Raw genomic sequence first — 24,306 nt, 5'->3', positions numbered from 1 at the left:
ATCATCGAGGAGACAACATGAGGCTGAAACACTTATACCTGGCCTTCGCGGCCACGGCGGCGCTGGCCGGTACCGCGGCCTGCGCCCAGGACATCAAGTTCGGCTACAACGGCGACCTGTCGGCGTCGCCGTCCGCGCAGAGCGGCCAGGCCGCCGTGCTGGGCATGGCGGCCGCCATCGAGGACATCAACGCCGCCGGCGGCTTGCTGGGCCGCAAGATCACGCTGGTCACGCGCGACGATGTCTCGGCGCCGCCGAAGTCCATCCAGAACATGAGCGACCTGATCGACAACGAGGGCGTCGTGGCGGTATTCGGCCCGACCAACTCGGGCAATGCCATGGCCTGGAAGCATATCGCCAACCGCAAGAAGATTCCGGTCATGGGCAACGTGGGGTCGGGCACCGACATTACCAAGCCGATGCGCCCGAACGCCGACAACTACATGTTCCGCGTTTCCATGGTGGACCGGGAACAGGTGGCCGCGCTGATGGCCTACGTGAAGAAGAACGGCGAGAAATCCAAAGTGGTGGGCCTGATGGCCGAGACGACCGGCTATGGCCAGGGCGGCATGAAGGACATGCAGGAGATCGCCAAGCTGCAAGGGATCGAGATCGCGGCGACCGAGCATTTCGGCGTGGGCGACACCGACATGACTTCGCAGCTGAACAAGATGAAGGCCGCCGGGGTGGATACGCTGGTGGTGTGGGCGCAGGGCACGCCCAACGCCCAGCTCATCCGCAGCATGGAGAAGATCAACTATTTCCCGCTCACGCTGACCTCCTGGGCGTCGGACAACATCACTTTCTACGACGCCGCCGGCAAGGAATTGTCGGAGAAGCCGATCTTCATGCGCACCGTGAGCGACCAGCGCACGGCGGAGCAGCAGCAGCTCTATGACCGCATCGGCGCCAAGCTGCGCGCGCCCAGCTCGTTCTCGTTCGCGCTGCACGGTTATGACTCGGTGCTGCTGGTGGCCGCCGCCATCCGGCAGGCCGGCAGTACCGACGGCCCGGCGGTGCGCATGGCCCTGGAGGACCTCAAGGAGCCGGTCGACGGGCTGCTCAAGAACTACGACAAGCCGTTCAGCCAGACCAATCACGAGGCGCTCACCGCCAAGGACCTGGTCTGGATCCGCTGGAAGGACGGCAAGCTGGCGCGCTATAGCGACGCGCTGACCGAATCGCTGACCCCGGCCGATTTCAAGCAATAGGCCGGCGCGGCGCACGACACGATAACCGCGGCGCCGCCCGACCGGGGGCGCGCCGCGAGCGGAGACATCATCTATGGCAGAAGCGCTCTTGCAGGCGATCATCAGCGGCCTGGCCGTGGGCGGCGCCTACGCCCTGGTGGCGCTGGGCTTCAGCATCACCTTCACCACTACCAAGACCCTCAATTTTTCGCACGGCGAGTTCGTCTCGGCCGGCGCCTTTGTCGGCATGAGCGCGCTGTTCCTGATATTGGGCATCCCGGTCACGGCCACCAGTTTCGGCGGCGCGCTGCCGTCGGCCACGTCGCAGTTGCTGGCGCTGGCCGGCGTGCTGGCGGCGATGGGCGTGCTGGGCTGGTTGCTCTACATCGTCGGGGTACGGCCGTTCGCGGGCCGGCCGGGCATGGCCTGGGTGATGAGCACGCTGGGATTCGGCGTCGTCCTGCAGAGCATCGGCCTGGCGATCTGGGGGCCGAAGCCCGTGGTGGTGCCTTCGCCGGTCGGCGACGCGGTCATCCGCTACCTGGGCGTGGGCGTGCGGCCGCAGGAATTGCTGACGCTGGGCGTGGCGATCGCGGTGATGATCGTCTTCGAGCGGGTCATGAACCACACCATGGTGGGCAAGGCGATGCGCGCGGTGGCGGCCAACGGCAATGTCGCCAGTCTCATGGGCATCAATACCCAGGCCATGATGATAGGCGCCTTCGTGGTCAGCTCGGCCCTGGCCGGCCTGTCGGGCTTCCTGCTCGCGCCGATTGCGCAGGCTTCGCTCTTCATGGGACTGGCGGTGGGCCTGAAGGGCTTCTCGGGCGCCATGATCGGCGGGCTGGGCAACCCGCGCGGCTGCGTGATCGGCGGGTTCGTGCTGGGCGTGTTCGAGTCGCTGGTGAACCTGTGGCAGGCGCAATGGCGCGAGGTGGCGGTGTTCGCGCTGGTGATCCTGGTGCTGGCCTTCCGTCCCACGGGTCTGTTCGGCCGCAAGCTGGTGGAGAAAGTATGACGCGAGGACGCCATCTGGCCGGGGTGACGGCCGCCGCCGCCGCGTTGATCGGGGGGGCCGCGCTGCTGGCCAACGACTATTACCTGCGGATCGCCTTCATGATCTGCGTGTACTACCTGTGCGCGGCGGGGATGAATGTGCTGGTGGGCTACGCCGGGCAGAAATCGCTGGGCCAGGCCGGGCTGTTCGCGGCCGGCGCCTATGCCGTGGCGCTGCTGACTACCTGGTACGAGCTCGATCCCTGGCTGGCGCTGGCGCTGGCGGCGGTGGTGGCCGGCCTGTGCGGCGTGCTGGTCGCGCTGCCCTCGCTGCGGGTGAAGGGGCCTTATCTCGCCATGGTGACGCTCGCCTTCGGCATCGTGGTCGAGAAGCTGGTGGCGGAGTGGACCGACGTCTTCGGCGGCGCGCAGGGCATCTACGGCATCCAGCCGCTGACCTGGAACGGTGAGCCGTTCGACATGCGGCAGTGGGTCTGGTTCGGCATCGTGATGTGCGCCGCGACGCACCTGCTGCTGCGCAACCTGCTGTGCGGGCGCTTCGGGCGCGCGCTGCACTCGCTGCAGGCCGACGAAATCGCCGCGGCTTCGGTCGGCGTGCGCGTGTACCGGGCCAAGGTCATCGCCTTCGTCATCGCGGCGGTCACCTGCGGCGTCGCGGGCGCCATGGTGGCGCAGCAGAACCAGTACATCAATTCCGATTTCATCACCTTCCACCTGTCGATCTTCATCCTGCTGCTGGTGCTGTTCGGCGGCTCGGGCACGCAGGCCGGGCCGCTGGTGGGCGCGGTGATCCTGACGGTGGTCGATGCGATGCTGGCGCGCTGGCCCTCGGTGCAGCATTTCGTCTATGGCTTCCTGTTGCTGTTCGCCTTGTATGTGATGCCGGGCGGCGTGGTCGGCGTGGCGGCGCGCTGGCGTCCGCGCCGCGCGCGCGCCGACGCCGCGCCGCAGGTGGATGCCGCGCCGCCCCTGCGCGAGCCGGGCGCCGGGCCGTTGCTCACCGTCACGGAGATCAGCAAGGCCTATGGCGGCGTCAAGCCCGCCAACCAGGTGTCGTTCCAGCTGCAGCGCGGCCACATCCATGCGCTCATCGGCCCCAACGGCGCCGGCAAGAGCACGATGATCAACATGCTCAGCGGCGTGGTCGTGCCCGACCAGGGGTCGATCCAGTTCATGGGGCGCGAGGTGGCCGGGCTGCCGGTGCACCGCATCTGCCAGCTCGGCATGGGGCGGACCTTCCAGAACCTGCGGCTGTTCGGCGAGCTGTCGGTGCTGGACAACGTCATGCTGGGACGCCACAGCCGCATGCGCAATGGTTTCTTCAGCTCGCTGGCGGCCTTGCCCGGCGCCCGCCGCCAGGAGGAGGCGACGCGCCGGCGCGCGTACCAGCTGCTGCGCTTCGTCGGCCTGGCGGAGCTGGCCGGGCAGCCGGCCGGCAGCCTGCCATATGGCCTGCAACGCCGCGTGGAGCTGGCGCGCGCGCTCGCCACCGAGCCGCACCTGTTGCTGCTGGACGAGCCGGCGGCCGGGCTGAACCCCCAGGAAACCGCGGAGCTGGGCGAACTGCTCACCCGCATCTGCCGTTGCGGCGTGACCATCCTCATGGTCGAGCACCATATGGACCTGGTGATGTCGGTGTCGGACCATGTGATCGTGCTGGACTACGGCGTGAAGATCGCCGAAGGCAAGCCGGCCCAGGTGCAGGCGGACCCGCGCGTGGTCACGGCATATCTGGGCGTGGACGACGAGGCCGACCCCGCCGGCGGCGCGCCACTGCCGGCCGGCGCGCCCGCCTGATGGAGACGACGATGCTGAAACTTGAATCCGTCCGGGTGCGCTATGGCGCCATCGAGGCCGTCAAGGGCGTGGACCTGGAAGTGCGCGCGGGCGAGGTGGTGACCATCATCGGCGCCAACGGCGCCGGCAAGAGCACGCTGTTGAAAGCGATCTGCGGCCTGGAGCCGCTGGCCGGCGGGCGCGTGCTGTTCCAGGACCGCGACTGCACCCGCCTGGCGCCGCACAAGCGCGTCGCGCTGGGGATCGCCATGTCGCCCGAAGGGCGCGGAGTATTCGCCGACCAGACCGTACTGGAAAACCTCATGCTCGGGGCCTATGGCCTGCGCGACCGCAAGCAGGCGGTGGCCGCGGCGATCGAGCGCGAGTTCGCGCGTTTCCCGCGCCTGCGCGAACGGCGGGATCAACTGGCCGGCACGCTGTCGGGCGGCGAGCAGCAGATGCTCGCCATCTCGCGGGCGCTGATGAGCGAGCCGCGCATGCTGCTGCTGGACGAGCCGTCGCTGGGCCTGGCGCCGCTGGTCATCAAGGACATCTTCGCCGCCATCAGGCAGTTGCGCGAAAGCGGCCTGACCATCCTGCTGGTGGAGCAGATGGCCAAGCAGGCGCTGGGCGTGGCCGATCGCGCCTATGTGCTGGAAACCGGCCTGATCACCCTGGCCGGGCCGGGCCGCCAGCTCCTGGACGATCCCAAGGTCAAGGCCGCCTATCTTGGCGCGCACTGAAGGAGGGCGCCGATGACCGCCGCTTCCCGCCTGTTCTCCCCGTTGCGCATCCGCGACCTGGAACTGCCCAACCGCATCGTGATCGCGCCGATGTGCCAGCACGCCGCCCGCAACGGGCACGCCGCTTCCTGGCACCTGGTGCACCTGGGCAAGTTCGCGCTGGGCGGCGCGGGCCTCGTCCTGACCGAAAGCACCGCGGTCGATCCGCGCGGGCGCATCGGCAGCGCCGACCTGGGCTTGTGGCAAGACAGCCAGGCGGAGGCGCTGCGGCCCGTGGTGGAGTTCGTGCACGAGCAGGGCAGCGCGTTCGGCGTGCAGTTGGCGCATGCCGGCCGCAAGGCGGGCAGCCAGCCGCTGTGGGAGGGCGGCGCGGCGCTGACCCCGCAAGAGATGGCGCGCGACGGCCTGCCCTGGCGGCGGCTGGGGCCGAGCGCCCGCGCCGCCGGGCCGGGCTGGTCGGTGCCCGACGCGCTCGACGAGGCCGGCATCGAGGCCGTCATCGAGGCCTTTGCCGCTGCCGCGGCGCGCGCCGAGCGCGCTGGCGTGGACGTGATCGAGCTGCATTTCGGGCATGGCTACCTGGTGGCGGCCTTCCTGTCGCCGCACGCCAACCGGCGCGCGGACCGCTGGGGCGGCTCGATCCAGAACCGCATGCGCCTGGCGCTGGCTATCGCCGCGCGGGTGCGCGCCGTCTGGCCGGCCGGCAAGCCGCTGTTCGCCCGGCTGTCCGCCGTGGACGGCAGCGTGGGAGGATGGGGCCTGGACGACTCCGTGCTGCTGGCGCGCGAGCTGGCCGCGCGGGGAGTCGATGTCGTCGATTGTTCTTCGGGCGGCCTGACCGAGGAAACCCGGGCGCTGCCGGTGCCGCGCGGGCTGGGGTTCCAGGTGCCGTTCGCCGAATATATCCGCGCGCAGGCCGGCGTCATGACCCAGGCCGTGGGCATGATCGTCGACGCCGCGCAAGCCGAGGACATCGTCGCGCAAGGGCGCGCCGATCTGGTGGCGATCGGCCGCGAGGCCTTGTTCGACCCCTACTGGCCGCGCCACGCCGCCCAGGCGCTGGGCGTGGACCCGGATTTCCGGCTGTGGCCCGTGCGCCATGGCATCTGGCTGCGCAAGCGCGCGCCAGCCCTGGCGCAGGCGCGGTCCCCGGCCACTGGCGCGTGATTCATCGACGAGGAGATTGGCGATGGCTTTCCGGATGGGCTTGATCCGCAAGCGGCCCGATTGGACGCAGGCGGCGTTCGAGCGGCATTGGCGCGACGTGCACGGGCCGCTGGCCCGCGCCTTGCCCGGCCTGTGTTCCTATTGGCAGAACGTGGTCACCGAGCGCGCGCAGCGCGGCATCGACTACGCGCGCGGCGCCTGGGACTTCGACGGTTTTTCGCAACTGCGCTTCGAAGGCGGCGGGACGGCCTTGTCCGACGACGCGCCGGCCCGCGCGCTGGCGGCCGACGAACGGTATTTCCTGGGCGGCCTGCATATCGTCACCGTGGAGCCGACCGAAGTGGTCGCGCCGCCGTCCGCGCCCGCGCGCGCCGGCCTGCTGAAGCGGATGTCGCTGCTGCGCCGGCGCGACGACATGGACGAAGCCGCCTTCCGGCGCGAATGGCGCGCGCACGCGGAACATGTATGCGAAATGCCGGGCGTGGCGGGTTATCGGCAGAACGTCGTGCTGGCGCGCGAACGGGTCAAGGGCCAGGCATGCGACTATGCCGGCCTGCCGATCGACGGCATCGTCGAGTTGTGGTTCGAAGACGCGGCCAGGCTCGAAGCGGCGTTCCGCAGCGACAGGGGCCGGCGCACCATGGCGCATGCCAGGACCTTCCTGGCCGAAATCACGGTTTTCGCCGTGCGCGAACGCGATGTGCTGGCCGGCGCCGCCGGGCCGCGCGCCGCCTCGGCCTGAGCGCGCCCCGGCAAGGCAGGTAAACTGGGCTTCTCACCAGCACGGAGGGCCTATGAACAAGATCGCTATCGCCGCCACGGCGCTGTTGGCCACGGGATGCGCGAGTTCCGCGGGGGATTCCCCCGGACCCGTCGGCATGCCCAATCCGGCTTCGGCCTATTGTGTCGAGCGCGGCGGCAAGCTGACCATCGAGGACCGTCCGGCCGGCCAGGTGGGCATCTGCACGCTGCCCGACGGCACGCGGATCGAGGAATGGGAACTGTATCGCCGCGATCATCCCGCCAAATAACCGCCGCGCCGGCCGCGCCGGCCCGGCCCGATGAGGAGAGACCGACCATGATGCGCATGTTGTCCTGCCTGCTGGCGCTCGCCATCGCCGCGTTGCCGGCGTTGGCGCACGCGGAGTCCGATCCGGCCCTGGCGGGCCAGAGCGTGACCCGCGAGATCGACGGCGGCCAGCAGACGCGCGAATACGCGCGCAACGGCACCCTGATCTACGAGGTGATCGAGCGCGAGGTGCGGCGCGACGGGACCAAGATGATCCAGGCCATCGAGCGCGAGTGGCAGGACAACGGCACGCCGGTGCGCGAGCAGGAGTTCCTGGGGGGCCGGGAAATGCGCGGCACCCTGTGGTACATGAACGGCAAGGTCAAGGAAAAGCGGGTCGACCAATCCATCCATGCGCCGCGCGGCACGCCGGGCACCTACGTGGAACGGTTTTCGGACATGGGCGTGCTGCAGTCGGCGGGCGTGTTCCAGGGGCAATTCCGTCACGTCGGGGTGCACCGGTACTACGACGAGGCGGGCAAGCTGGCGCGCGAGGTCACCTACGGGCCCGACGGCGTGCAGCGTTCCAGCAAGACCTTCGACGGCGGCGCAGCCGCGGCGACCGTCGAGTACTATCCCGACGGCTCGCGCAAGCTGCCCTGACAGGCGGCGGGCCGCATGGCCGCGGGCCCGCCGCCTGGCGCCATTTCAGTGCGCCGGCGCCAGCCCGGCCATTGCCGCCCGCACGAAACCCAGCAGGCTGTCGCTGGCCCAGGTGCCGGCCATCAGCTCCGGCTCGTTCGCCAGCGCCTGGCGGAACTTGGCGTGCGTGGCCGGGTCTGCGCCGGCATAGCTCTTGAACAAGTCCAGCCAGCGCCGCGCCAGCGCCCGGCCCTCGGGCGAGCCGGGCGGCGTGCCCGCCTCGAGCGCGTCGCGCACGTCGGCCATCAGTTGCGGCCATTCCGCCGCCCGCTGCCCGTAATGGGCGCGCATGTAGCGGGACTCTTCCGGCGTCAGGTATTGCTCGTAGATGCGCAGCTTGCTCTCCGAGAAGGCTTGCAGCACATAGTCGCGCATGGCGGGTGAAATGCCCAGGTGGGCCTGCAGCGACGGCTCGCGCTCGTGCATCTGGTTCAGCTTGACGAGCAGGCGCGGGTCGCCATCGGTGTCGCGCACCAGCTGCGTCATCCAGCGCACCGCCAGGTCGCGCGCCGGCGCGGCCTCGGGCGCGGTGCCGGCCTGCATCAGCTCGCGCGCCTCGCCGGCCAGCGCCATCCAGGCGGCGTCGCCTGTCGGGCTGTTGCGATACATGGGCAGGCGCGTGAGTTCGTCGGGGGAAAAATACTTGTCGTACACGGTCATCAACTCCAGTGTGGTGAGCCAGTCGCCCAAGTCCGGTTCCGCGCCTTCGACCAGTTGGCCGTGCAGTTGGGCAAGGCGCGCGCGCAGCCTCGCGGCCTGCCCGATCTGCCGGTCGAGCATGCTGATCTGCCTGGCGACGATATCGGCCAGCGGAGGACTCGGGCCGTCCAGGTAAGCGCCGATCTCGGCCAGCGACAGCCCGAAGCGGCGCAGCGCCTGGATCCGGTGGAGCCGTGCGATGTCGTCGCGACCATACAGCCGATAGCCGTTCCCGGCGCGCGCCGAGGGCGTCAGCAGGCCGATCGCATGATAGTGGTGCAGCGTGCGGACGGTGAGTCCGCTACGCTTGGCCAGTTCTCCTACTTTCAGTTGCATGGTGCCTCCGTTCATTGCGCACTCCGAAGTGTGAGGCGTAACGTTACGTGAGGGTCAAGCAGCCGGCAACCGCGGCGCCGGCAGCGGCCGCCTCAGATGGTCGACGGCCCGCCCAGGATCACCGTGTACTGCGACGACAGCACCCCGCCATTGCCGTGCGCCAGCGCGACTTCCGCGCCCTGGACCTGGCGCTGGCCGCACTGGCCGCGCAGTTGGCGGACCGCCTCGATCAACAGGAAAATGCCGTACATGCCGGGATGGCAGTACGACAGGCCGCCGCCATTGGTGTTGACCGGCAAGGCGCCGCCCGGCGCGATGCGGCCGTTGCCGACGAACGCGCCGCCTTCCCCCTTGGCGCAAAAGCCCAGGTCTTCCAGGAACAGGATCGTGTTGATCGTGAAGGCGTCGTACAGCCCGACCACATCGATATCGGACGAGGTCAGGCCGGCCTGCGCGTAGGCCAGCGAACCGGATACGCGCGCGCCGGTATTGACCAGGTCCGGCATGTTGGAGATGGTCTGGTGCGTGGTGCAGTGGCCCGCGCCCAGCAGATAGACCGGCGGCTGCGCGAGCGCCCGCGCGCGCGCCGGGGTGGTCAGCACCACGGCGCCGCCGCCGTCGGACACCAGGCAGCAGTCGCGGATCGTCAACGGGTGGCTGACCATGCGCGAGGCCAACACCTCTTCGACCGTCAGCGGCGTTTTTTCCCAGGCGGCGGGGTTCAGCAGCGCCCATTGGCGCGCGGCCACGGCGACCTCGGCCAGCTGCTCGCGGGTGGTGCCGAACTCGTGCATGTGGCGGGCGGCCGCCAGGGCGTAGGCGGTGGGCGGCAGGAACGGCTTGAACGGCGATTCGTAGGGGTTCCATTCGGCGCGGCTGGTGTTCTTGCGGCCCAGCGAGCGCTGGGTGCTGCCGTAAGCGACCACGGCGACTTCGCACAGGCCGGCGGCGATCGCGGCCTCGGCCCGCGCCAGGTGGCCCATGAACGACGATCCGCCCGTCGAGGTCGAGTCGATGTAGGCCTCGGGCAGGGCCAGGTACTCGGCCAGCGCCAGGCCCGCCAGGCGGCTCTGGCTGGTGGCGCAGAACAGGCCGTCCACGTCGCGGATGGACAGGCCGCAGTCGTCGAGGGCGCGGTAGACGCCCTGCGCCATCAGGTCGATGGCGGACCAGGCGTCGCCGACGGCGCCCAGGTCGGATTCGGCGGCGCCCGCCACGACGGCGCGGCCGGGTTTGAAATCAGCACTCATTGCGCGGGCTCCAGCAGCGTGAACACGGGGATCGGATCGTCCAGCCCTTCCTCGGCAATGGCCTGGAAGCGCACGCGCTGGCCGATGGCCACGCGCGCGGGGTCGGCGAGGATGACGCGGCTCATCATGCGGAAGCCCTCGTCCAGGTCGATCAGCGCCACGTTGTAGGGGTCGCCCTTGCGCGTGTACACCACGGACGTGCTGTACACGGTGCCGAGGCCGGCGCTGATGCGCCATTCCAGGCAGTCCTGGCCGGAATAGGGGCAGCGCACGCGCGGGAAGAACACCGCGCGCCCGGCCGCCGGGCTGAACTGATAGGCCAGCTGGCCGGCCCGCAGGTGGCGCACGTAGCGCGCATAGGGCGCGTCGCCGCCCGGGGCATCATCGGGTCGTGCGTGCATCACTTGCCCTTTTCATACATCAGGTTGAGGGTTTCGGCGACCATCACGGGACGTTCCTGGCCCTCGCGGTACATGGTGTTGCCGTAGGTCAGGCGCACGCCGCCCTCCATGCGCTCGAACGCCACCAGGCTGCGCTCCAGCCGGATGCGCGCGCCCACTTGCACCGGCGCGGTGAAGCGCACCTTGTTCGAGCCGTAGTTGATGCCGCGGCCGCGCTCGCGCACCTGCACGATCTCGCCGCCCATGCCGGACATGAGCGAGAACGTCAGCATGCCGTGGGCGATGGTCTTGCCGTCGGGCAGCTCGCGCCGCGCGCGCGCCACGTCCACATGGATCCAGTTGCGGTCGCCCGAGATGCGGGCGAAGTCGTCGATCATTTCCTGGGTGATTTCCACCCAGTCGGTCCGGCCCAGGATCTTGCCCACATGGGCTTCCAGGTCGTAGGGGGTGTCGAGAGTCAGCATCGGCTTGCCTTGCAGAAGAGGGCGTCCCCTGGACGGGACGCGCCGGGTTACAGGACGGACGCCAGGCGTCCGGCGACCAGCGCATGCGCCTGGTCGATCATGCGGCGCACCAGTTCGCCGCAGGTGGGCACGTCGTCGATCAGGCCCTGGATCATGCCGACGGTCCAGATGCCGCCTTCGACGTCGCCGCTTTCATACACGCCGCGGCCCTTGGCGCCGGCCACCAGCGGACCGATGCGGTCGATGCCGGCGCCCGCCGCTTCCAGCTCGACGACCTGGCCGGACAGGGCGTTGCGCCAGACGCGGCTGGTATTGCGCAGGCTGCGCAGGATGAGCCGGGTGTCGGTCTCGCTGGAGCGCGTGATGGCCTCCTTGATGGCGGGATGCACCGGCGATTCCTGGGTGCACATGAAGCGCGTGCCCATGTTGATGCCCTCGGCGCCCAGCGCCAGCGCCGCGACGAGGCCGCGGGCATCGCCGAAGCCGCCCGAGGCGATCACGGGGATGTCCACCTGCGCCACGGTGGCGGGAATCAGGATCAGGCCGGGGATGTCGTTCTCGCCGACATGGCCGGCGCATTCGAAGCCGTCGATGGAGACGATGTCCACGCCGATCTCCTGGGCCTTGCGGGCATGGCGCGGCGTGGTGCACTTGTGGATCACGCGCACGCCGGCCGCCTTCAGGGCCGGCAGGTGCTCGCGCGGGTTGTTGCCGGCGGTCTCGACGATCTTGATGCCGGCATCGATGATGGCGTCGCGGTACTCGGCGTAGGGAACCGGCTTGAGGGTGGGCAGGAACGTGAGGTTCACGCCGAACGGCCGGTCCGTCATGTCGCGCACGCGGGCGATTTCGCGCTGCAGCGCCTCCGGGCTGGGCTGCGTCAGCGCCGTCAGGATGCCGAGGGCGCCGGCGTTGGAGACGGCCGCGACCAGTTCGGCGCGGGCGACCCATTGCATGCCGCCCTGCACGATGGGGTGCTCGATGCCGAGCAGGCGGGTAACTGCGGTTTGCAACTTATTCTCCTAGGACGGGGGGCGGTACACCGACCAGTCGGTGGCCAGGGTCAGCGGGGCGCCGGTGACCGCCTGCAGGTCCGGCAGGGTCCATCCTTCGGCCATGCGCCGCACGACCAGTCCGGCGGCGGTAATGTCGATGACGGCAAGGTCGGTGTAGACGCGGTCGACGCAGCCCGGCGCGGTCAGGGGGTAGGCGCATTGCTGCAGGATGCGCGGCTGGCCGTCCTTGGTGCAGTGTTCCATCAGCACCCACACTTGCTCGGCGCCGGCGGCCAGGTCCATGGCGCCGCCCACGCCGGGAATCTGGTTCGGCGCGTCGACCGTCCAGTTGGCCAGGTCGCCGTTGGCCGCTACCTGGAAGGCGCCCAGGCAGGCAATCTGGATGTGTCCGCCGCGGATCATCAGGAACGATTCGCTGTGGCTGAATACCGAGGCGCCAGGCAGCAGCGTGACGGGGGATTTGCCGGCGTTGATGACGTCATAGTCTTCTTCGCCCGGCGCGGGCGCCGGGCCCAGGCCCAGCAGGCCTTGTTCGCTGTGCAGCATCAGCTCGCGGCCGGCCGGCACGTAGTCGGCGATCAGCGTGGGCAGGCCGATGCCGAGGTTCACGCAGGCGCCGTCCGGGATGTCATGGGCGGCGACGCGGGCGATGTCCTGGCGGCTAAGCTTGGCGCTCATGGGGCACCTCCACTAAACGATCCACGAATACTCCCGGGGTGATGATGTGTTCCGGGTCGAGCGCGCCCAGCGGCACGATCTCGCGCACCTGCGCGACCACCAGCCTGGCCGCGCCGGCCATCACGGGGTTGTTGATGCGGGCGCCGCGGTGATACACCAGGTTGCCCCAGCGGTCGCCGCGCAGCCCCTTGAGCAAGGCGACGTCGCCCTTGATGGGCGCTTCCAGGACGTAGGTCTGCCCGTCGATGACCCGGGTCTCCTTGCCTTCGGCCAGGCGGGTGCCGGCGGCCGTGCGGGTGTAGAAGCCGCCGATGCCCGCCGCGCCGGCGCGGATGCGTTCGGCCAGCGTGCCCTGCGGCACCAGTTCGAGCTCGATCTTGCCCGCGCCGTAGAGCTCGTCGAAGATCGTGCGGCCTTTCAGGCCGCGCGGAAAGGAGCACACCACTTTGCGGATGCGGCCGGCGCTCATCAGTTCGGCGACGATGTCGTCGCCCACGGTGGCATTGTTGGCGACGACGGTCAGGCCCCGGACGCCGGAATCGAGCAGCGCCTCCATGAGGTCGGCCGGGCGGCCGGACGAGCCGAAGCCGCCGACCAGGATGACGGAGTCGTCCTTGATGCCGGCCACCGCTTCGGCCAATGAACTTACACGCTTGTCAATCACGGCTGGCTCCGGGGTCAGTCGAGGTCATGGCCTTTCATGTCGACGTTGCGCCGGGCCCGGTGGGCCAGGTCGCGCATGACCGGGCCGATGCGCGACACATCGTCGATCGGGTCCGCGGCCGGACCGCGGCGCCAGCCTTCCATCGCCGCCAGGTGGCCGCCGCCCAGCTCGAAGATCCGGCCGGTGACGTCCTGGCTGTCGGCGCTGGCCAGCCAGACGACGCCGGGCGCGATCCAGCGCGGGTGGCGCGCGGCGATTTCCTCGGCGGAGCGTTCGCGGATGCCCTCCGTCATGCGCGTCTGGGCATGCGGATTGATTGCGTTGACGGTGACGCCGTAGCGCTTCAGTTCACGGGCCGCGATGATGGTCATGGCGGCGATGCCGGCTTTGGCCGCGCCATAGTTGATCTGGCCGATATTGCCGTACAGCCCGGATGACGAGGACGTATTGATGATGCGGGCGTTGACCGGCTCGCCAGTCTGCTTGTAGAGGTCGCGCCAATAGGCGGCGGCGTGGCGGCTGGGGGCGAAAGTGCCTTTCAGGTGCACGTTGATGACGGCGTCCCATTCCTGCTCGCTCATGTTGCAGAGCGTGCGGTCGCGCAGGATGCCGGCGTTGTTGACCAGCGCGTGCAGGGCGCCGAAATGCTCGATCGCCGCTTGCACCATGCGCGCCGCGCCGGCAAAGTCGGCCACGTTCTCGTGGTTGGCGATGGCCTGGCCGCCCGCGGCGACGATCTCGCGCGCCACCGCCTCGGCGGTGCTCTCGCCAGTGTCCTCGCCCGAGCGCGATACGCTCAGGTCGTTGACGACCACGCGAGCGCCTTGCGCGGCCAGTTGCAGCGCGTACTCGCGGCCGATGCCGCGGCCGGCGCCGGTCACGATGACCACGCGGTCTTCACATAGTCTGGGCATGATGTCTCCTTGGAAATGGATGGCGGTCAGTTCGGGTCGCGGCCGCCGGCCGCGCCCGAACGCTGGAATACGGGAGGGCGCTTTTCCACGAAGGCGCGCACGGCTTCCTTGTGGTCGGCGCTGTCGACGCAATCGACATGGCGGGCGCATTCCCGCTCCAGCACCTCGGCCAGGCCGAGCGCCAGGCCGTCGTTCAGGTTCGCCTTGATATGGCCCAGCGCCGGCTGCGGGCCATTGGCGAGCGCGCGCGCGATGGCGGCCACCTCGGTTTCGAGGCGGTCGGCGCTGAACAGCTCGTGCAGCAGGCCCAGCGCCAGCGCCTGGCCGGCCGGCACCATCGGCGAGCGCAGGTAGAGCTCGCGCGCCCGGGCCGGCCCGACGATGCGGGGCAGGAAGTAATGGCCGCCGAAGTCGCCGGAGGCGCCCACGTTCGCGAAACCGGTGCGCAATTTCGCGGTGGGGTCGCCATAGCGCAGGTCGCAGGCCAGCGCCAGCGACAGCCCGGCGCCCACCGCCGCGCCGCGAATCATCGCAATGGTGGGCTTGGGCATGCAATGCAAGTGTTCGACGACGCGGGTGCGCGCCCGCAATGCGGCGATCCGTTCCGGCCGCGGGGCCGGCGGTTCGCCGGACTGCCGGTTCATGCGGGCCACGTCGCCGCCGGCGCAAAACGCCGGGCCGGCGCCGGCCAGCACGACGGCGCCGACCGCATCGTCGCGTCCGGCGGCCTCCAGGGCCCGCAGCAACGCGGCGTACAAGTCCGGGCTGAGCGCGTTGCGGCGTTCGGGACGGTTGAGCGTGAGCCACAGCACGCCAGCCTCCGTCCTGGTGATCAGTTCCTGCTGCATGTCCTTTCCATTGCGGGCCGGGAGGGTTCGTATATTGCGGGCTTTTGGCCGGCGCGATGGCGCCCGGCGGCCGACCGGGCGTGAAAACCAGTCCATACTATGAACTCCGGCTTTCGCTTTCGATGGGAACTGGACACAATTCGACCAATACAAGCGTCCAATATGCAGACGTCAGGGCGTCGCGTGCCGATCGCGCGCCACCGAGGAGACATCGATGACCGCACCCACCCCGGCCGCCGCCAAGGCGGCCCCCGGCACCCAGTCGCTGCAGCGCGCCATTGCGTTGTTGCGCATCATTGCCGTGAACAACCGCAGCGGCAGCCGACTGGTCGAGCTGTACCGGCGCACCGGCCTGGAGCGCCCGACGGTGCACCGGCTGCTGCAGGGCATGGTCGCGGAAAAGCTGGTCCGCCAGGACTCGGCGTCCAAGCGGTATTACCTGGGCAGCCTGGCCTACGAACTGGGCCTGGCCGCCGCGCCGAAGGTTGCGCTGCGCGACATCTGCCTGCCGTACCTGGATGCCATCGCCGAGCACACGGGCGACACGGTGTTCCTGACGGTCCGCTCCGGGTTCGACGGGATCTGCGTGGCGCGCGCCGATGGCTCGTTTCCGATCAAGATGTTCGTCCACGACGTCGGCCGGCATCGCCCGCTGAATGTGGGCGCCAGCGGGCTGGCCTTGATGAGCGCCTTGCCCGACGAGGAAATCGACCGCATCTGCCGTATCAATGTCGAGCGCACGCGCCGCAAGAACCCGCGCTTCACCGAGGCCGCCCTGCGCGCCAGCATAGAAAGCACGCGGCGCCGCGGATACGCCACCAACAAGGTGATGGACGAGCCGCCGGTGCATTCGGTCGGCATGGTGATCCGGTCGCCCGATGGCACGCCGGCGGCCGGCGTCAGCGTATCCACGCTGGCTTCGCGCCTGGCGCAGAACCGCCTCGAGATGGTGGTGCGCTGCTTGAGCGACGCGGTGGCGTCCATCGAGGCCGAGTTGCGCAACCAGGTCGACCGCGACCGCGTGCCGTACGCCATGCCTACGCTGGCGCTGGTTTCCTGAGCAGGCGCTTGCCGCCCAACGTCCGGGATGCGGACGGCAGCCCCCATGGCCGGGGCGCCGCGCCATGCGCGACAGCGCGGTCGGCGCGGGAATTCCATAGCGTGGACCTGAATCTGCGTCGCGCGCCGGCGCCGCGGCAGCCGGGCCGATGGGCGCGCTTAGACTGCGGACAACTCGAGCCGGGGCGGTGTCCCGGACTCGCAGTGAATGACCGTACAGTTTGAGGAGACACGTCCATGTTGAACCTGCATTTCGCTGCAACCCGAGTGGTCGGCCGCATCGCCGCGGCGCTGGCGGTGACGGCCTTTGCCGCGCCGGCTCTGGCCCAGTACCCCGACCGGCCCGTGCAGTTCGTTTCGCCCTACGCCGCGGGCGGCGCCAACGACTACCTGACGCGCCTGATGGCCCGCTACATGGGCCAGGAAATGCAGGCCAACATCGTGGTCGACAACAAGAGCGGCGCCAACGGCATGATCGGCGCGGCCGCGGTGGCCAAGGCCGCGCCGGACGGCTACACCCTGCTGATGGGCAACAGCGCCACGCACGGCACCAACCCCACGCTGTACAAGAAGCAGCCGTACGACGCGGCCAGGGATTTCACGCCGGTGGCCATGGTGGCATCGGTGCCCATTGTGATGGCGGTCAATGCCGGCCTGGGCGTCGACAGCGTCGCGGAACTGCTGGAGTACGGCAAGCGGCATCGGCTGTCGTTCGGCAGCAGCGGCGTCGGCGGCACCGGCCACCTGACCGGCGAAGCCTTCAAGGCGGCGACCGGCCTGGACATGATCCATGTCCCGTACAAGGGCGACAGCCCGGCCGTGACCGACGCCATGGGCGGCCAGGTAGACCTGGCCTTCGTGGGCACCGCGTCCGCCATCGCCCAGCAGGCGTCGGGCAAGATCAAGATCCTGGCGGTGGCCCATCCGACCCGCACGCGCGCCTTGCCGGACGTGCCCACCATGGCCGAGGCCGGTTTCCCGGGCCTGGAATTCTCGCAATGGTATGCGTTGTTCGCGCCGGCCGGCACTCCCGCACCCGTGGTCGAGAAACTGAACCAGGCCAACAAGGCGGCCCTGGCGCTGCCGGCGGTGCAGGAAAGCCTGGATGCCCAGGCCGCGGAAGGCACCTATCGCACGCCGCAGCAACTGGAGGCCTTCTACCAGTCGGAAATCAAGCGCTTCGGCGACCTGATCCACAAGCTGCAGCTCTCGATCGACTGATCCGCGCCGCGCTACAGGCTGGTGGCGCGGTGCGGCCGCGCCGCCAGCAGGCCGACCGCCTGGTCCGGCGGGGCGGCCGGTTCCTGCATGATGCGCCGATACCATTCGTGGAAGTGCTGCATGCCGTCTTCCATGGGCGACTGGTAAGGGCCGGCCTGGTTGACGCCGCGGGCCATGAGGGCCTTGCGGCCGGCATCCATGCGCTCGGCGATCTCGTCGTCCTCGACGGCGGTCTCCATGTAGGCGGCGCGCTGTGCCTGGACGAAGTCGCGCTCGAAGGCGACGATTTCCTCGGGGTAGTAGAACTCGACCACGTTGAGGGTTTCCTGGGGGCTCTTGGGGTAGAGGGTGGAGAGCACCAGGACGTGGGGGTAGAGCTCGATCATGTGGGTGGGGAAGTAGGTGACCCACACGGCGCCGAAGTCGGGGGCGTCGCCGGCGCGATAGTCGAGCACGCGGTCGTGCCACTGTTTGTAGACGTCGGAGCCGGGCTGCGCGAGGGCCTTGTGCACGCCGACGCGCTGCAGGCTGTACCAGTCGGCGAATTCCCAGGTGAGGTCGTCGCAGGTGACGAAGCGGCCCAGGCCCGGGTGGAAGGGGCCGACGTGGTAGTCCTCGAGGTAGACCTCGATGAAGGTCTTCCAGTTGTAGTTGCAGTGGTGGACCTCGACGTGGTCGAGGACGTAGTCGCCGAAGTCGAACTCGGGGCGGGCGAACAGGGGGGCGAGATCGGCGGCGGGGTCGCGCGGGCCCTCGAAGAGCAGGCCGTGGCAATCGCGCAGGCGAAAGCGCTGCAGGTTCATGCAGGGGGTGCTGTCGAACTGTGGCGCGCCGAGCAGTTCGCCGCGGTTGTTGTAGGTCCAGCGGTGCAGGGGGCAGACGATGTTGCCGCCGGAGTCCTTGAGGTTGCCGTGTCCGTGGGCGGGGCTGGCGACGTTGCCGGCGTGACCGCCGAGCATGAGGGCCTGGCGGTGGCGGCAGACGTTGGAGATGAGCTCGACGCCCTGGGGGTTGCGCACGAGCACGCGCCCGCCGTCTTCCTGGGGCAGGGTGCGCCAATCGCCGACCTCGGGCACCAGCTTCTGGTGGCCGACGTACAAAGAGGATTGCTTGAAGATGAGTTCTTGCTCGCGCGCGAAGCGGGCTTCGTCAAAATAGGCGCTGACGGGTAGCTGGGTCTGCGCGGGGGCTATATGCCGGGCGCTGGCGATATCGGTCATGTACCTCTCCTGCGGAACGGGCCGGCCGGGCAGGCGGGCGCGGTCAGTGGGCGTCGGCCTGCGTGCGGTGGATGCGCTCGTCTTCGGTGAGCTTGGGGCAGCTCGCGCATTTGTCGCCGTCGCGGCGACGGAAGTGGTGGCAACAGATCTTCCGGTCCAGCATCAGGGCCGGGTCGCCCCGGGCATTCTGGTAGGCCAGCAGACCGCAGCCGCCGCTCACGCCGATGCCGGACAGCCAGCAATCGGCCCAGGCGCGGGTCGGCGCCACATCGGTCCGGGCGTGGCGCGCCGCCAGCAGTACGGCGGCCAGCACGCATTCAGCCACGGTGGCGTCGGCGGACTTGCGCGGCACCGCCAGCACCGGCTGCATCGCGGCGCGCATCCGGGCGCAGAAGCGCGCGATCTCGGCCGCCCCGTGCGCGATGCGCTGGTCCAGCGCGCCGCCGCCGGGGGCATGCGGCGGCAGCCACACGCCATGGGTGAAGCCGTCCTGCGCGGACCAGGGTTGGCGCGCGCCGTCCAGCCGCGGCACGCGGCTGTCCAGGTGCGCGGCCAGCACGCACAGGTAGATGGGCTGCCAGATGGCCAGGCCCCAGCAGCGCATGGACAGGTAATGCGGGCCGGCTTCCGGATAGGCCCGCGCCCAGAAATCGCGCAAGGCGGGCAGGCCGGGGTGGCCCGGCTCGGCCGTCACCACCGGTCCGCCGGCCGCCGCCGCGCGGCAGCGCAGGCCGGGCAGCGCCTGGTCCGCCCGCGCGAGCAGGCTCTCCAGCGCCTCCGGATCGTGCGCCGCCGGCCGGGCGGCCGCCGCCTCGCCGCGCTGCGCGGTCTGCAGCATCAGGCCGGCTCGCCGATCGCGTCCACGCGGTCCGGCTGCGCCGCGGCGGCGGGCCGGCGGCGGAAGCGGGCGATGGGGTTCTGCAGGTTGCCCGCCATTTTCAGGTTGGCGGCGGGGTCGGCCAGGTTGACCATCTGCAGGTTGTTGCCGAGCTGCAGGCGGTTCAGGCAAGAATGCAGGAACTCGGGCGCGAACATGTCGTACGCGGCATACTTGGCGGCGTTGTCCGGGTGGGCTTCCTGGTAGTCGGACACGCAATCCGCGACCGCCTGCCAGAAGGCGTCTTCGTCGCAGCAGCGGTTTTCCACCAGGATCTGGTTGACGTAGCGCAGCACGCCGTCGAACACGTCGATGAAGATGGCCAGCAGCTTGACGTTGTCCGGCACGTCCACCGCCAGCCGCTTGACGATGTCGGGCATGCGCTCGCGCGCGCCGATGTCCAGCACGGCCGATTCTTCCGCGATGTCCTTCATGATGGCGCGCACCGGGACGCAGCCGTCCATCACCAGGATCAGGTTCTCGCCATGCGGCATGAAGACCAGGTCGTGCCGGTAGAAGCAGTGCAGCAGCGGCGCCAGGTAAGCCTGCAGATAATGGCGCAGCCACGCCTGCGTGGTCAGCCCGGAACGCCGGATCAGCTCCGGCAGCAGCGCGGCGCCGCGCTGGTCGGTGTGCAGCAGCGCGGCCATGGTCATCAGCTTCTCGCCGGCGCGCAGGCGCGCCAGCGGGTTCTCGCGCCACAGCGCGGAGAACATTTTCTTGTAGGGCGTGTCCATCGCGATCGCGTCTTCGTAGTAATAGTTGCGGAAGCCCAGCGAGGCGACTTCCTGCAGGGTGCTGAAACCGTTGGCGCGCAGGTAGTCGTCGCCGTCGATCAGTCCCGTGATGTAGTGGTTGATGGCCGGCGTGCCGGACATGTAGTAGGGCGACAAGCCGCGCATGAAGCCCATGTTGAGGATGGACAGCGAGGTCTTCACATAGCGCTTGCCGCGGTCGCTGGTGTTGAAGAAGGTGCGGATCGACTGCTGGGCCAGGTACTCGTCCTGGCCGTAGTCCAGGCAGATGATCTTGCGCGCGGCCACGTACGAGGCGAACGCGATCGACAGCTTGTTGTACCACTGCCATGGATGCGCGGGCATGAAGTAGTAGTCGTCCGGATCGCATTGCAGGTCGCGCACCATGGCCGTGAAGCGCGCCACGGTGGCGGCGCCCAGTTCTTCCTGCATCAGGCGCTGGTAGTCCAGGCCGGGCAGGCTGGCGAAGGTCGCATTGTCCTTGTGCACGGCCAGCCAGACCACCCGCACCGGCGCGCCCGCCTCCGGCGCATAGGCCTGGTAGTCGACGGCATTGAAGCCCAGGCGGCCGTTGTTGGCCACGAAGCCGGGATGGCCTTCGCTCATGGCGACCTCGATGCGCTGGAAATCGTCGGTCCGGGCCAGTTCGGCGACGTCGGGCGCATCGGGCTTGGCCAGCTTGTAGGCGGCGCCGTACAGGGTGCTGCTGATCTCGTCCAGGTAGATCGGCAGCAGCTCCTCCTTGATGGCCAGCCGCTTGCGCACGTCGATGATGAACTGCAGGGCGTCCAGGGGCAGCGCCTGGCCGTCGCGTTCGCGGACGATCGAGTCCGCCGCGATATGCCAGTGGCGCAGGGCCAGCACGCGGGCCGAGAAGCTGTACGTGGTGCGCTCGTCGTCGCTGCGCACCTGGTAGCGGTCCAGGCCGTCGCCGGCCGGTCCCTGCAGCACGGGCTCCAGGATCAGTTCATGCGAATACTCCGACAGGGCCTTGCGCACCAGCCGGCGGTTGCTGGCGGCCCACAGCTCGGGCGTCAGGTGCGTGGCGGCCAGGCCGGGTTGCTGCGACATCTGGGTCAGGGTTGCGGAATTCATGAGTGGACTTCCTCCGGGGCGGCCTGCACGGCATGCTCGAACTGCGCGCGCGTGCAGAAGGCTAGGCTGGCGATCTTCTCTTCGAAGGGCACGTTGCGGTCATAGACGAATCCCATGGCCCGGTTCAGGACATGGATCTTGCGGTTGTTGGCGTCGGGCTCGACCACGATGCGGCGCGCGCCCAGGTGCAGGAACATGAAGCGCATCAGCGCGCGGAACACCGAGCGGGTGTAGCCCGCCACCGGGCGCGCGGCCGGCCCGACGAAGAAGTGCATGCCCAGGTCGCCGGGCTGCGGCGCATAGTGCTGGCGGATGCGGTCGTGGAAAGGGTCGTAGCATTCGGCCATGAAGGCCGGCCGGCCGTCGCGCAATCCCAGGTACGCGGTGGCGTGGCCCGAGTCCATCAGGGCCTGGTAGATCGCCTGGATCTCGTCCGCCGTCTTGTCCTGCATCAGCCAGAACGTGGCGTAGTCGCGCGTGAACCAGTCGTGCAGCACGGGGATGTCTGCCGGGATGCGCAGCATGCGCAGGACGAAGCCTTCCTCGTCCAGGTAGGGCAGGTTGCCGTCGCCCCGGCGGTGGGCGGTGGATGCGGGCAGTTCAACTGGCATGGGCGGGCGCCTCCAGCTTGCTGGTTGAGGCCGGGCGGTCGGCTTCGTCCTGGTGCGCGGCGCTGGGGACTTTCAGGATCAGCCGGTCCAGCACGGCGGCCAGGACGAAGGCCGCGGCGCCGGCCAGGAAGGGCATGTGCAGGCCGTAGCGGCTGACAATGGCGCCGGCGGCGAACGAGGACAGCAGCACGCCCAGATTCTGGAAGAAATTGGTCACGGCATAGTCCTGCGCGTAGCGGTCGGGCGTGCTCAGCCGGAACAGGTTGACTTCCAGCTTGACGATGATCTGGAAGATGGCCCAGCCATAGATGCAGCGGCCGACCACCACCAGGGCCGGGTCCGGCGCCGCCTGCATCAGCAGGCCGGCGATGCCCAGCGCCAGGTTGCCCAGGGTATGGTCGGGCAGCTTGCCGGCGCGCCGGCGTATGCGGGCGTGCACGCGCAGCGCGATGATGGCCAGCACGCCGGGGATGGCGAATACCATGCCGGAGGCCAGCTCCGAGGCGTGGTCGCTGATGGATTGCCAGCGCACCGAGAAGAATGGCCGGATGACGAAGCAGCCGAAGTCGAACACCAGCATGACCACGGCCAGCCGCAGGATCGGCAGGCGGGCCCGCCACGCGGCCCGCAGCGGCGCCGGGGCGGCCGGCGCGCCGGCGCCGTCGGCCTGCCCGCTGACCCGCACGATCTTGCCGCTGCGGATCAGGTGCGCGCATACCGCCATCTGGAAGAAATCGCCCGCCGCCATGGCCATGATGCTGCCGGTCGGCCCCCAGGTCTGCAGCACGAAGCCACCCACCACCGCGCCGAAGATCGCCCCGAAATGCACCACCACCGACAGGATGCCGACCACGCCCGCATGGGTTTCCTTGGGGGCGAGCCGCATCAGGTAGGGATACATGAGCAGGTAGCTGCTCTTGCACATGAACATCAGCAGGGACAGCGCCCAGTACCAGGCCACGTCGGGCGCCCAGTTGCTCAGGACGCTGAACGCGCCGGCGGCCAGCTGGGTCCATACCAGCAGGTGCAGCGGTTCGACGCGGCGCGCCACGCGCGCCCACAGCGGCAGGGTGCACATGACCGCGATGGAGATCGCCGCCACGTACGCGCCGACATGCACCGAGCTGTCCATGCCGTAGCGCAGCTGGAAGAACTGCGGGTAGAAGGGAATGAGGATCGCGTCGCTCACGACCGCGAACGCGGTCATGATGATGATGTGCGCCTTCAGTGTCATGCGTGCTCCGGGATGGGAACGAACTGTTCGTCGACGGGCACGGCGAAATCCTGCAGCGCGATGCGCTGCTCGATCTTGTAGTGCTCCACCCCGGTCAGCTCGCGGATGATGCACGAGTTGCGGTAGCAGCTCATGCCCAGGTCGGGATTGGTCAGCCCGTGTGTATGCATGCCCGCGTTCTGCACGAATATCTCGTTGCCGTTCAGGTCGGCCGCGTAATTGCGCGACAGCCGGTAGCGGCCGTGGCTGTCCCAGCGTATGCGGTCGCGGATGCCGGACACGAACGGCGGGATGTTCTGGTTGTAGCCGGTGGCGAACAGCACCGTATCGGTGCGGTGCGTGTAGCGGGCGCGGTAGTCGACCTGCTCGAAATCCAGTTCGTAGCCGTCGCGCGCGGCGTCGTAGCGGCAGGCCTGGACTTCGCAGTTGGTGATGAGGTGGGTGCGCAGGGCGCCCTGGCGGCGGCGGTCGTCCAGCAGGTCGTAGATCTGGTTGATCAGGCTGGCGTTGACCCCCTTGTACAGGCTGTCCTGCTTGCCGATGATCTCGGTCTTGGTGGCGTCCGGCAGGTTGTAGAAATAATCGATGTAGTCGGGCGAGATCATCTCCAGCGTGAGCTTGGTGTTCTCCATCTGGAAAAAGCGCGGCGAGCGGGTGATCCAGGTCAGCGTGTAATCGTGCTCGCCGGCGGATTTCAGCAGGTCGTAGTAGATTTCCGCGGCGCTCTGGCCGCTGCCCACGATGGTGATCGACCTGCGCTGTTGCAGCAGGTGCTTGTGCGCGATGTAGTCGGCCGAATGCAGGTAGCGGTGGCCTGCGTCGCGGCAGCAGGGCGGGAAGGCCGGCACCGACCCGACGCCCAGCACCAGCTTGCGGCATCGATAGACGAACGCTTCGCGGCCGGGGCCCTGGACGCCGGTGACGACATAATGCCCGCGCTGGGCGTCGTGGCTGACGTCCTGCACTTCGTGGCCGAAGCGGATGTTGCCGAGCCGGGCGATGGCCCATTTGCAATAGCGGTTGTACTCGGCGCGGGTCAGGTAGAAGTTCTCGCGGATGTAGTACGAGTAGATCTTGCCTTCCTGCTTGCAGTAGTTCAGGAAGCTGAACGGGCTCTGCGGGTCCGCCAGGCTGACCAGGTCGGCCAGGAACGGGTTCTGCAGCGTCGTGTTGTCGATCAGCATGCCGGGGTGCCAGTCGAACGAGGCGTTGCGTTCCAGGAAGACGCCCCGCAATCCCGCTATGGGCTCGGCCAGGCAGGCCAGGCTGAGATTGAATGGCCCCAGGCCGATGGCAATGAAGTCGTAAGCATCCTCGTTTCTCACTTCGGGTCTCCAAATGCTCATGCCCGTCGGAGGAC

Annotated in this window: 25 protein-coding genes; 10 read left to right on the top strand and 15 right to left on the bottom strand. The window is 69.1% G+C overall.

All coding sequences use genetic code 11. The annotated features are described in order from the left end of the window. Nucleotides 1-17 precede the first annotated feature (17 nt). The 8 genes from CAL24_RS16245 to CAL24_RS16210 all read left to right on the top strand — a co-directional run bounded on the left by CAL24_RS16245 (nucleotide 18) and on the right by CAL24_RS16210 (nucleotide 7,565). The gene (locus CAL24_RS16245) at nucleotides 18-1,211 is read left to right on the top strand and encodes an ABC transporter substrate-binding protein (RefSeq protein WP_094807203.1); all 1,194 of its coding nucleotides are present in this window, start codon (nucleotides 18-20) and stop codon (nucleotides 1,209-1,211) included. Between the two features lie 73 nt (nucleotides 1,212-1,284). After that, complete coding sequence (locus CAL24_RS16240) at nucleotides 1,285-2,208, top strand: branched-chain amino acid ABC transporter permease (protein ID WP_094807202.1); 924 nt, start codon at nucleotides 1,285-1,287, stop codon at nucleotides 2,206-2,208. Continuing rightward, a complete protein-coding gene (locus tag CAL24_RS16235) occupies nucleotides 2,205-4,004 on the top strand; it encodes a branched-chain amino acid ABC transporter ATP-binding protein/permease (RefSeq protein WP_094807201.1) in 1,800 nt (599 codons plus the stop codon). The genes CAL24_RS16240 and CAL24_RS16235 overlap by 4 nt, the downstream gene beginning before the upstream one ends. 11 nt (nucleotides 4,005-4,015) lie before the next feature. After that, nucleotides 4,016-4,726, top strand: coding sequence for an ABC transporter ATP-binding protein (locus tag CAL24_RS16230; RefSeq protein WP_028353295.1), 711 nt, complete (start codon nucleotides 4,016-4,018; stop codon nucleotides 4,724-4,726). Nucleotides 4,727-4,738: 12 nt separating this feature from the next. Further along, complete coding sequence (locus CAL24_RS16225; protein ID WP_094807200.1) at nucleotides 4,739-5,893, top strand: NADH:flavin oxidoreductase/NADH oxidase; 1,155 nt, start codon at nucleotides 4,739-4,741, stop codon at nucleotides 5,891-5,893. A gap of 22 nt (nucleotides 5,894-5,915) precedes the next feature. Further along, nucleotides 5,916-6,635, top strand: a complete 720-nt coding sequence (locus CAL24_RS16220) for an EthD domain-containing protein (protein WP_094807199.1) — start codon at nucleotides 5,916-5,918, stop codon at nucleotides 6,633-6,635. Nucleotides 6,636-6,687: 52 nt separating this feature from the next. After that, on the top strand, nucleotides 6,688-6,924 hold the full coding sequence (locus tag CAL24_RS16215; protein WP_028353297.1) for a putative hemolysin: 237 nt from the start codon (nucleotides 6,688-6,690) through the stop codon (nucleotides 6,922-6,924). Nucleotides 6,925-6,971: 47 nt separating this feature from the next. Further along, the gene (locus CAL24_RS16210) at nucleotides 6,972-7,565 is read left to right on the top strand and encodes a hypothetical protein (RefSeq protein WP_094807198.1); all 594 of its coding nucleotides are present in this window, start codon (nucleotides 6,972-6,974) and stop codon (nucleotides 7,563-7,565) included. A gap of 45 nt (nucleotides 7,566-7,610) precedes the next feature. Here CAL24_RS16210 and CAL24_RS16205 read toward each other — a convergent pair whose 3' ends face one another. The 9 genes from CAL24_RS16205 to CAL24_RS16165 all read right to left on the bottom strand — a co-directional run bounded on the left by CAL24_RS16205 (nucleotide 7,611) and on the right by CAL24_RS16165 (nucleotide 14,874). Continuing rightward, on the bottom strand, nucleotides 7,611-8,639 hold the full coding sequence (locus tag CAL24_RS16205; protein ID WP_094807305.1) for a MerR family transcriptional regulator: 1,029 nt from the start codon (nucleotides 8,637-8,639) through the stop codon (nucleotides 7,611-7,613). Between the two features lie 92 nt (nucleotides 8,640-8,731). Further along, a complete protein-coding gene (locus tag CAL24_RS16200; RefSeq protein WP_094807197.1) occupies nucleotides 8,732-9,889 on the bottom strand; it encodes a thiolase in 1,158 nt (385 codons plus the stop codon). Further along, nucleotides 9,886-10,290 (bottom strand): Zn-ribbon domain-containing OB-fold protein, encoded by a 405-nt coding sequence (locus CAL24_RS16195; RefSeq protein ID WP_094807196.1) that lies wholly within the window; start codon nucleotides 10,288-10,290, stop codon nucleotides 9,886-9,888. The genes CAL24_RS16200 and CAL24_RS16195 overlap by 4 nt, the downstream gene beginning before the upstream one ends. Then, on the bottom strand, nucleotides 10,290-10,754 hold the full coding sequence (locus CAL24_RS16190; RefSeq protein ID WP_028353301.1) for a MaoC family dehydratase: 465 nt from the start codon (nucleotides 10,752-10,754) through the stop codon (nucleotides 10,290-10,292). Before CAL24_RS16190 ends, CAL24_RS16195 begins: the two co-directional genes overlap by 1 nt. Nucleotides 10,755-10,801: 47 nt before the next feature. Next, nucleotides 10,802-11,767 (bottom strand): NAD(P)H-dependent flavin oxidoreductase, encoded by a 966-nt coding sequence (locus CAL24_RS16185; protein WP_094807195.1) that lies wholly within the window; start codon nucleotides 11,765-11,767, stop codon nucleotides 10,802-10,804. A gap of 9 nt (nucleotides 11,768-11,776) precedes the next feature. Next, complete coding sequence (locus tag CAL24_RS16180; RefSeq protein ID WP_094807194.1) at nucleotides 11,777-12,448, bottom strand: 3-oxoacid CoA-transferase subunit B; 672 nt, start codon at nucleotides 12,446-12,448, stop codon at nucleotides 11,777-11,779. Next, a complete protein-coding gene (locus CAL24_RS16175) occupies nucleotides 12,432-13,112 on the bottom strand; it encodes a 3-oxoacid CoA-transferase subunit A (protein WP_028353304.1) in 681 nt (226 codons plus the stop codon). The genes CAL24_RS16180 and CAL24_RS16175 overlap by 17 nt, the downstream gene beginning before the upstream one ends. 14 nt (nucleotides 13,113-13,126) lie before the next feature. Further along, the gene (locus CAL24_RS16170) at nucleotides 13,127-14,026 is read right to left on the bottom strand and encodes an SDR family oxidoreductase (protein WP_028353305.1); all 900 of its coding nucleotides are present in this window, start codon (nucleotides 14,024-14,026) and stop codon (nucleotides 13,127-13,129) included. A gap of 26 nt (nucleotides 14,027-14,052) precedes the next feature. Further along, nucleotides 14,053-14,874, bottom strand: coding sequence for an enoyl-CoA hydratase (locus CAL24_RS16165; RefSeq protein WP_094807193.1), 822 nt, complete (start codon nucleotides 14,872-14,874; stop codon nucleotides 14,053-14,055). Between the two features lie 214 nt (nucleotides 14,875-15,088). On the opposite strand from CAL24_RS16165, the gene CAL24_RS16160 reads away from it, so the two are divergent. Both CAL24_RS16160 and CAL24_RS16155 read left to right on the top strand, forming a co-directional pair. Then, nucleotides 15,089-15,934 (top strand): IclR family transcriptional regulator, encoded by an 846-nt coding sequence (locus tag CAL24_RS16160; RefSeq protein WP_051439300.1) that lies wholly within the window; start codon nucleotides 15,089-15,091, stop codon nucleotides 15,932-15,934. A 236-nt stretch (nucleotides 15,935-16,170) separates the two neighbouring features. Further along, nucleotides 16,171-17,154: a Bug family tripartite tricarboxylate transporter substrate binding protein gene (locus CAL24_RS16155; protein WP_028353307.1), complete on the top strand. Its 984-nt coding sequence runs from the start codon at nucleotides 16,171-16,173 to the stop codon at nucleotides 17,152-17,154. Nucleotides 17,155-17,165: 11 nt separating this feature from the next. On the opposite strand, the gene CAL24_RS16150 is transcribed toward CAL24_RS16155, so the two are convergent. The 6 genes from CAL24_RS16150 to CAL24_RS16125 are packed head-to-tail and all read right to left on the bottom strand — an operon-like array spanning nucleotide 17,166 to nucleotide 24,271. Beyond that, nucleotides 17,166-18,374, bottom strand: coding sequence for an aromatic ring-hydroxylating oxygenase subunit alpha (locus tag CAL24_RS16150; RefSeq protein WP_249278552.1), 1,209 nt, complete (start codon nucleotides 18,372-18,374; stop codon nucleotides 17,166-17,168). A 43-nt stretch (nucleotides 18,375-18,417) separates the two neighbouring features. Next, a complete protein-coding gene (locus CAL24_RS16145; RefSeq protein WP_094807192.1) occupies nucleotides 18,418-19,212 on the bottom strand; it encodes a (2Fe-2S)-binding protein in 795 nt (264 codons plus the stop codon). Continuing rightward, the gene (locus CAL24_RS16140; protein WP_283162974.1) at nucleotides 19,212-21,101 is read right to left on the bottom strand and encodes an IucA/IucC family protein; all 1,890 of its coding nucleotides are present in this window, start codon (nucleotides 21,099-21,101) and stop codon (nucleotides 19,212-19,214) included. The genes CAL24_RS16145 and CAL24_RS16140 overlap by 1 nt, the downstream gene beginning before the upstream one ends. Then, nucleotides 21,098-21,712 carry a GNAT family N-acetyltransferase gene (locus CAL24_RS16135; RefSeq protein ID WP_094807191.1) on the bottom strand — a complete coding sequence of 205 codons (615 nt, stop codon included), beginning with the start codon at nucleotides 21,710-21,712 and terminating at the stop codon, nucleotides 21,098-21,100. Before CAL24_RS16135 ends, CAL24_RS16140 begins: the two co-directional genes overlap by 4 nt. Beyond that, nucleotides 21,702-22,946, bottom strand: a complete 1,245-nt coding sequence (locus tag CAL24_RS16130) for an MFS transporter (protein WP_094807190.1) — start codon at nucleotides 22,944-22,946, stop codon at nucleotides 21,702-21,704. Before CAL24_RS16130 ends, CAL24_RS16135 begins: the two co-directional genes overlap by 11 nt. Further along, on the bottom strand, nucleotides 22,943-24,271 hold the full coding sequence (locus tag CAL24_RS16125; RefSeq protein ID WP_249278551.1) for a lysine N(6)-hydroxylase/L-ornithine N(5)-oxygenase family protein: 1,329 nt from the start codon (nucleotides 24,269-24,271) through the stop codon (nucleotides 22,943-22,945). The genes CAL24_RS16130 and CAL24_RS16125 overlap by 4 nt, the downstream gene beginning before the upstream one ends. Between the last annotated feature and the right edge of the window lie 35 nt (nucleotides 24,272-24,306).

The sequence above is a fragment of the Bordetella genomosp. 2 genome (genome assembly GCF_002261345.1).
Taxonomy (GTDB): Bacteria; Pseudomonadota; Gammaproteobacteria; order Burkholderiales; family Burkholderiaceae_B; genus Bordetella_A.
Note: the sequence above shows the minus strand (reverse complement) of the source record. Positions and strands in the feature narration are given on the sequence as shown.

Bases quoted from the DNA above. Each gene is read 5' to 3' on its own strand.
- CAL24_RS16245 (WP_094807203.1), top strand. From the start codon at position 18: ATGAGGCTGAAACACTTATACCTGGCCTTCGCGGCCACGGCGGCGCTG.
- CAL24_RS16240 (WP_094807202.1), top strand. From the start codon at position 1,285: ATGGCAGAAGCGCTCTTGCAGGCGATCATCAGCGGCCTGGCCGTGGGC.
- CAL24_RS16235 (WP_094807201.1), top strand. From the start codon at position 2,205: ATGACGCGAGGACGCCATCTGGCCGGGGTGACGGCCGCCGCCGCCGCG.
- CAL24_RS16230 (WP_028353295.1), top strand. From the start codon at position 4,016: ATGCTGAAACTTGAATCCGTCCGGGTGCGCTATGGCGCCATCGAGGCC.
- CAL24_RS16225 (WP_094807200.1), top strand. From the start codon at position 4,739: ATGACCGCCGCTTCCCGCCTGTTCTCCCCGTTGCGCATCCGCGACCTG.
- CAL24_RS16220 (WP_094807199.1), top strand. From the start codon at position 5,916: ATGGCTTTCCGGATGGGCTTGATCCGCAAGCGGCCCGATTGGACGCAG.
- CAL24_RS16215 (WP_028353297.1), top strand. From the start codon at position 6,688: ATGAACAAGATCGCTATCGCCGCCACGGCGCTGTTGGCCACGGGATGC.
- CAL24_RS16210 (WP_094807198.1), top strand. From the start codon at position 6,972: ATGATGCGCATGTTGTCCTGCCTGCTGGCGCTCGCCATCGCCGCGTTG.
- CAL24_RS16205 (WP_094807305.1), bottom strand. From the start codon at position 8,639: ATGCAACTGAAAGTAGGAGAACTGGCCAAGCGTAGCGGACTCACCGTC.
- CAL24_RS16200 (WP_094807197.1), bottom strand. From the start codon at position 9,889: ATGAGTGCTGATTTCAAACCCGGCCGCGCCGTCGTGGCGGGCGCCGCC.
- CAL24_RS16195 (WP_094807196.1), bottom strand. From the start codon at position 10,290: ATGCACGCACGACCCGATGATGCCCCGGGCGGCGACGCGCCCTATGCG.
- CAL24_RS16190 (WP_028353301.1), bottom strand. From the start codon at position 10,754: ATGCTGACTCTCGACACCCCCTACGACCTGGAAGCCCATGTGGGCAAG.
- CAL24_RS16180 (WP_094807194.1), bottom strand. From the start codon at position 12,448: ATGAGCGCCAAGCTTAGCCGCCAGGACATCGCCCGCGTCGCCGCCCAT.
- CAL24_RS16170 (WP_028353305.1), bottom strand. From the start codon at position 14,026: ATGCCCAGACTATGTGAAGACCGCGTGGTCATCGTGACCGGCGCCGGC.
- CAL24_RS16165 (WP_094807193.1), bottom strand. From the start codon at position 14,874: ATGCAGCAGGAACTGATCACCAGGACGGAGGCTGGCGTGCTGTGGCTC.
- CAL24_RS16160 (WP_051439300.1), top strand. From the start codon at position 15,089: ATGACCGCACCCACCCCGGCCGCCGCCAAGGCGGCCCCCGGCACCCAG.
- CAL24_RS16155 (WP_028353307.1), top strand. From the start codon at position 16,171: ATGTTGAACCTGCATTTCGCTGCAACCCGAGTGGTCGGCCGCATCGCC.
- CAL24_RS16150 (WP_249278552.1), bottom strand. From the start codon at position 18,374: ATGACCGATATCGCCAGCGCCCGGCATATAGCCCCCGCGCAGACCCAG.
- CAL24_RS16145 (WP_094807192.1), bottom strand. From the start codon at position 19,212: ATGCTGCAGACCGCGCAGCGCGGCGAGGCGGCGGCCGCCCGGCCGGCG.
- CAL24_RS16140 (WP_283162974.1), bottom strand. From the start codon at position 21,101: ATGAATTCCGCAACCCTGACCCAGATGTCGCAGCAACCCGGCCTGGCC.
- CAL24_RS16135 (WP_094807191.1), bottom strand. From the start codon at position 21,712: ATGCCAGTTGAACTGCCCGCATCCACCGCCCACCGCCGGGGCGACGGC.
- CAL24_RS16130 (WP_094807190.1), bottom strand. From the start codon at position 22,946: ATGACACTGAAGGCGCACATCATCATCATGACCGCGTTCGCGGTCGTG.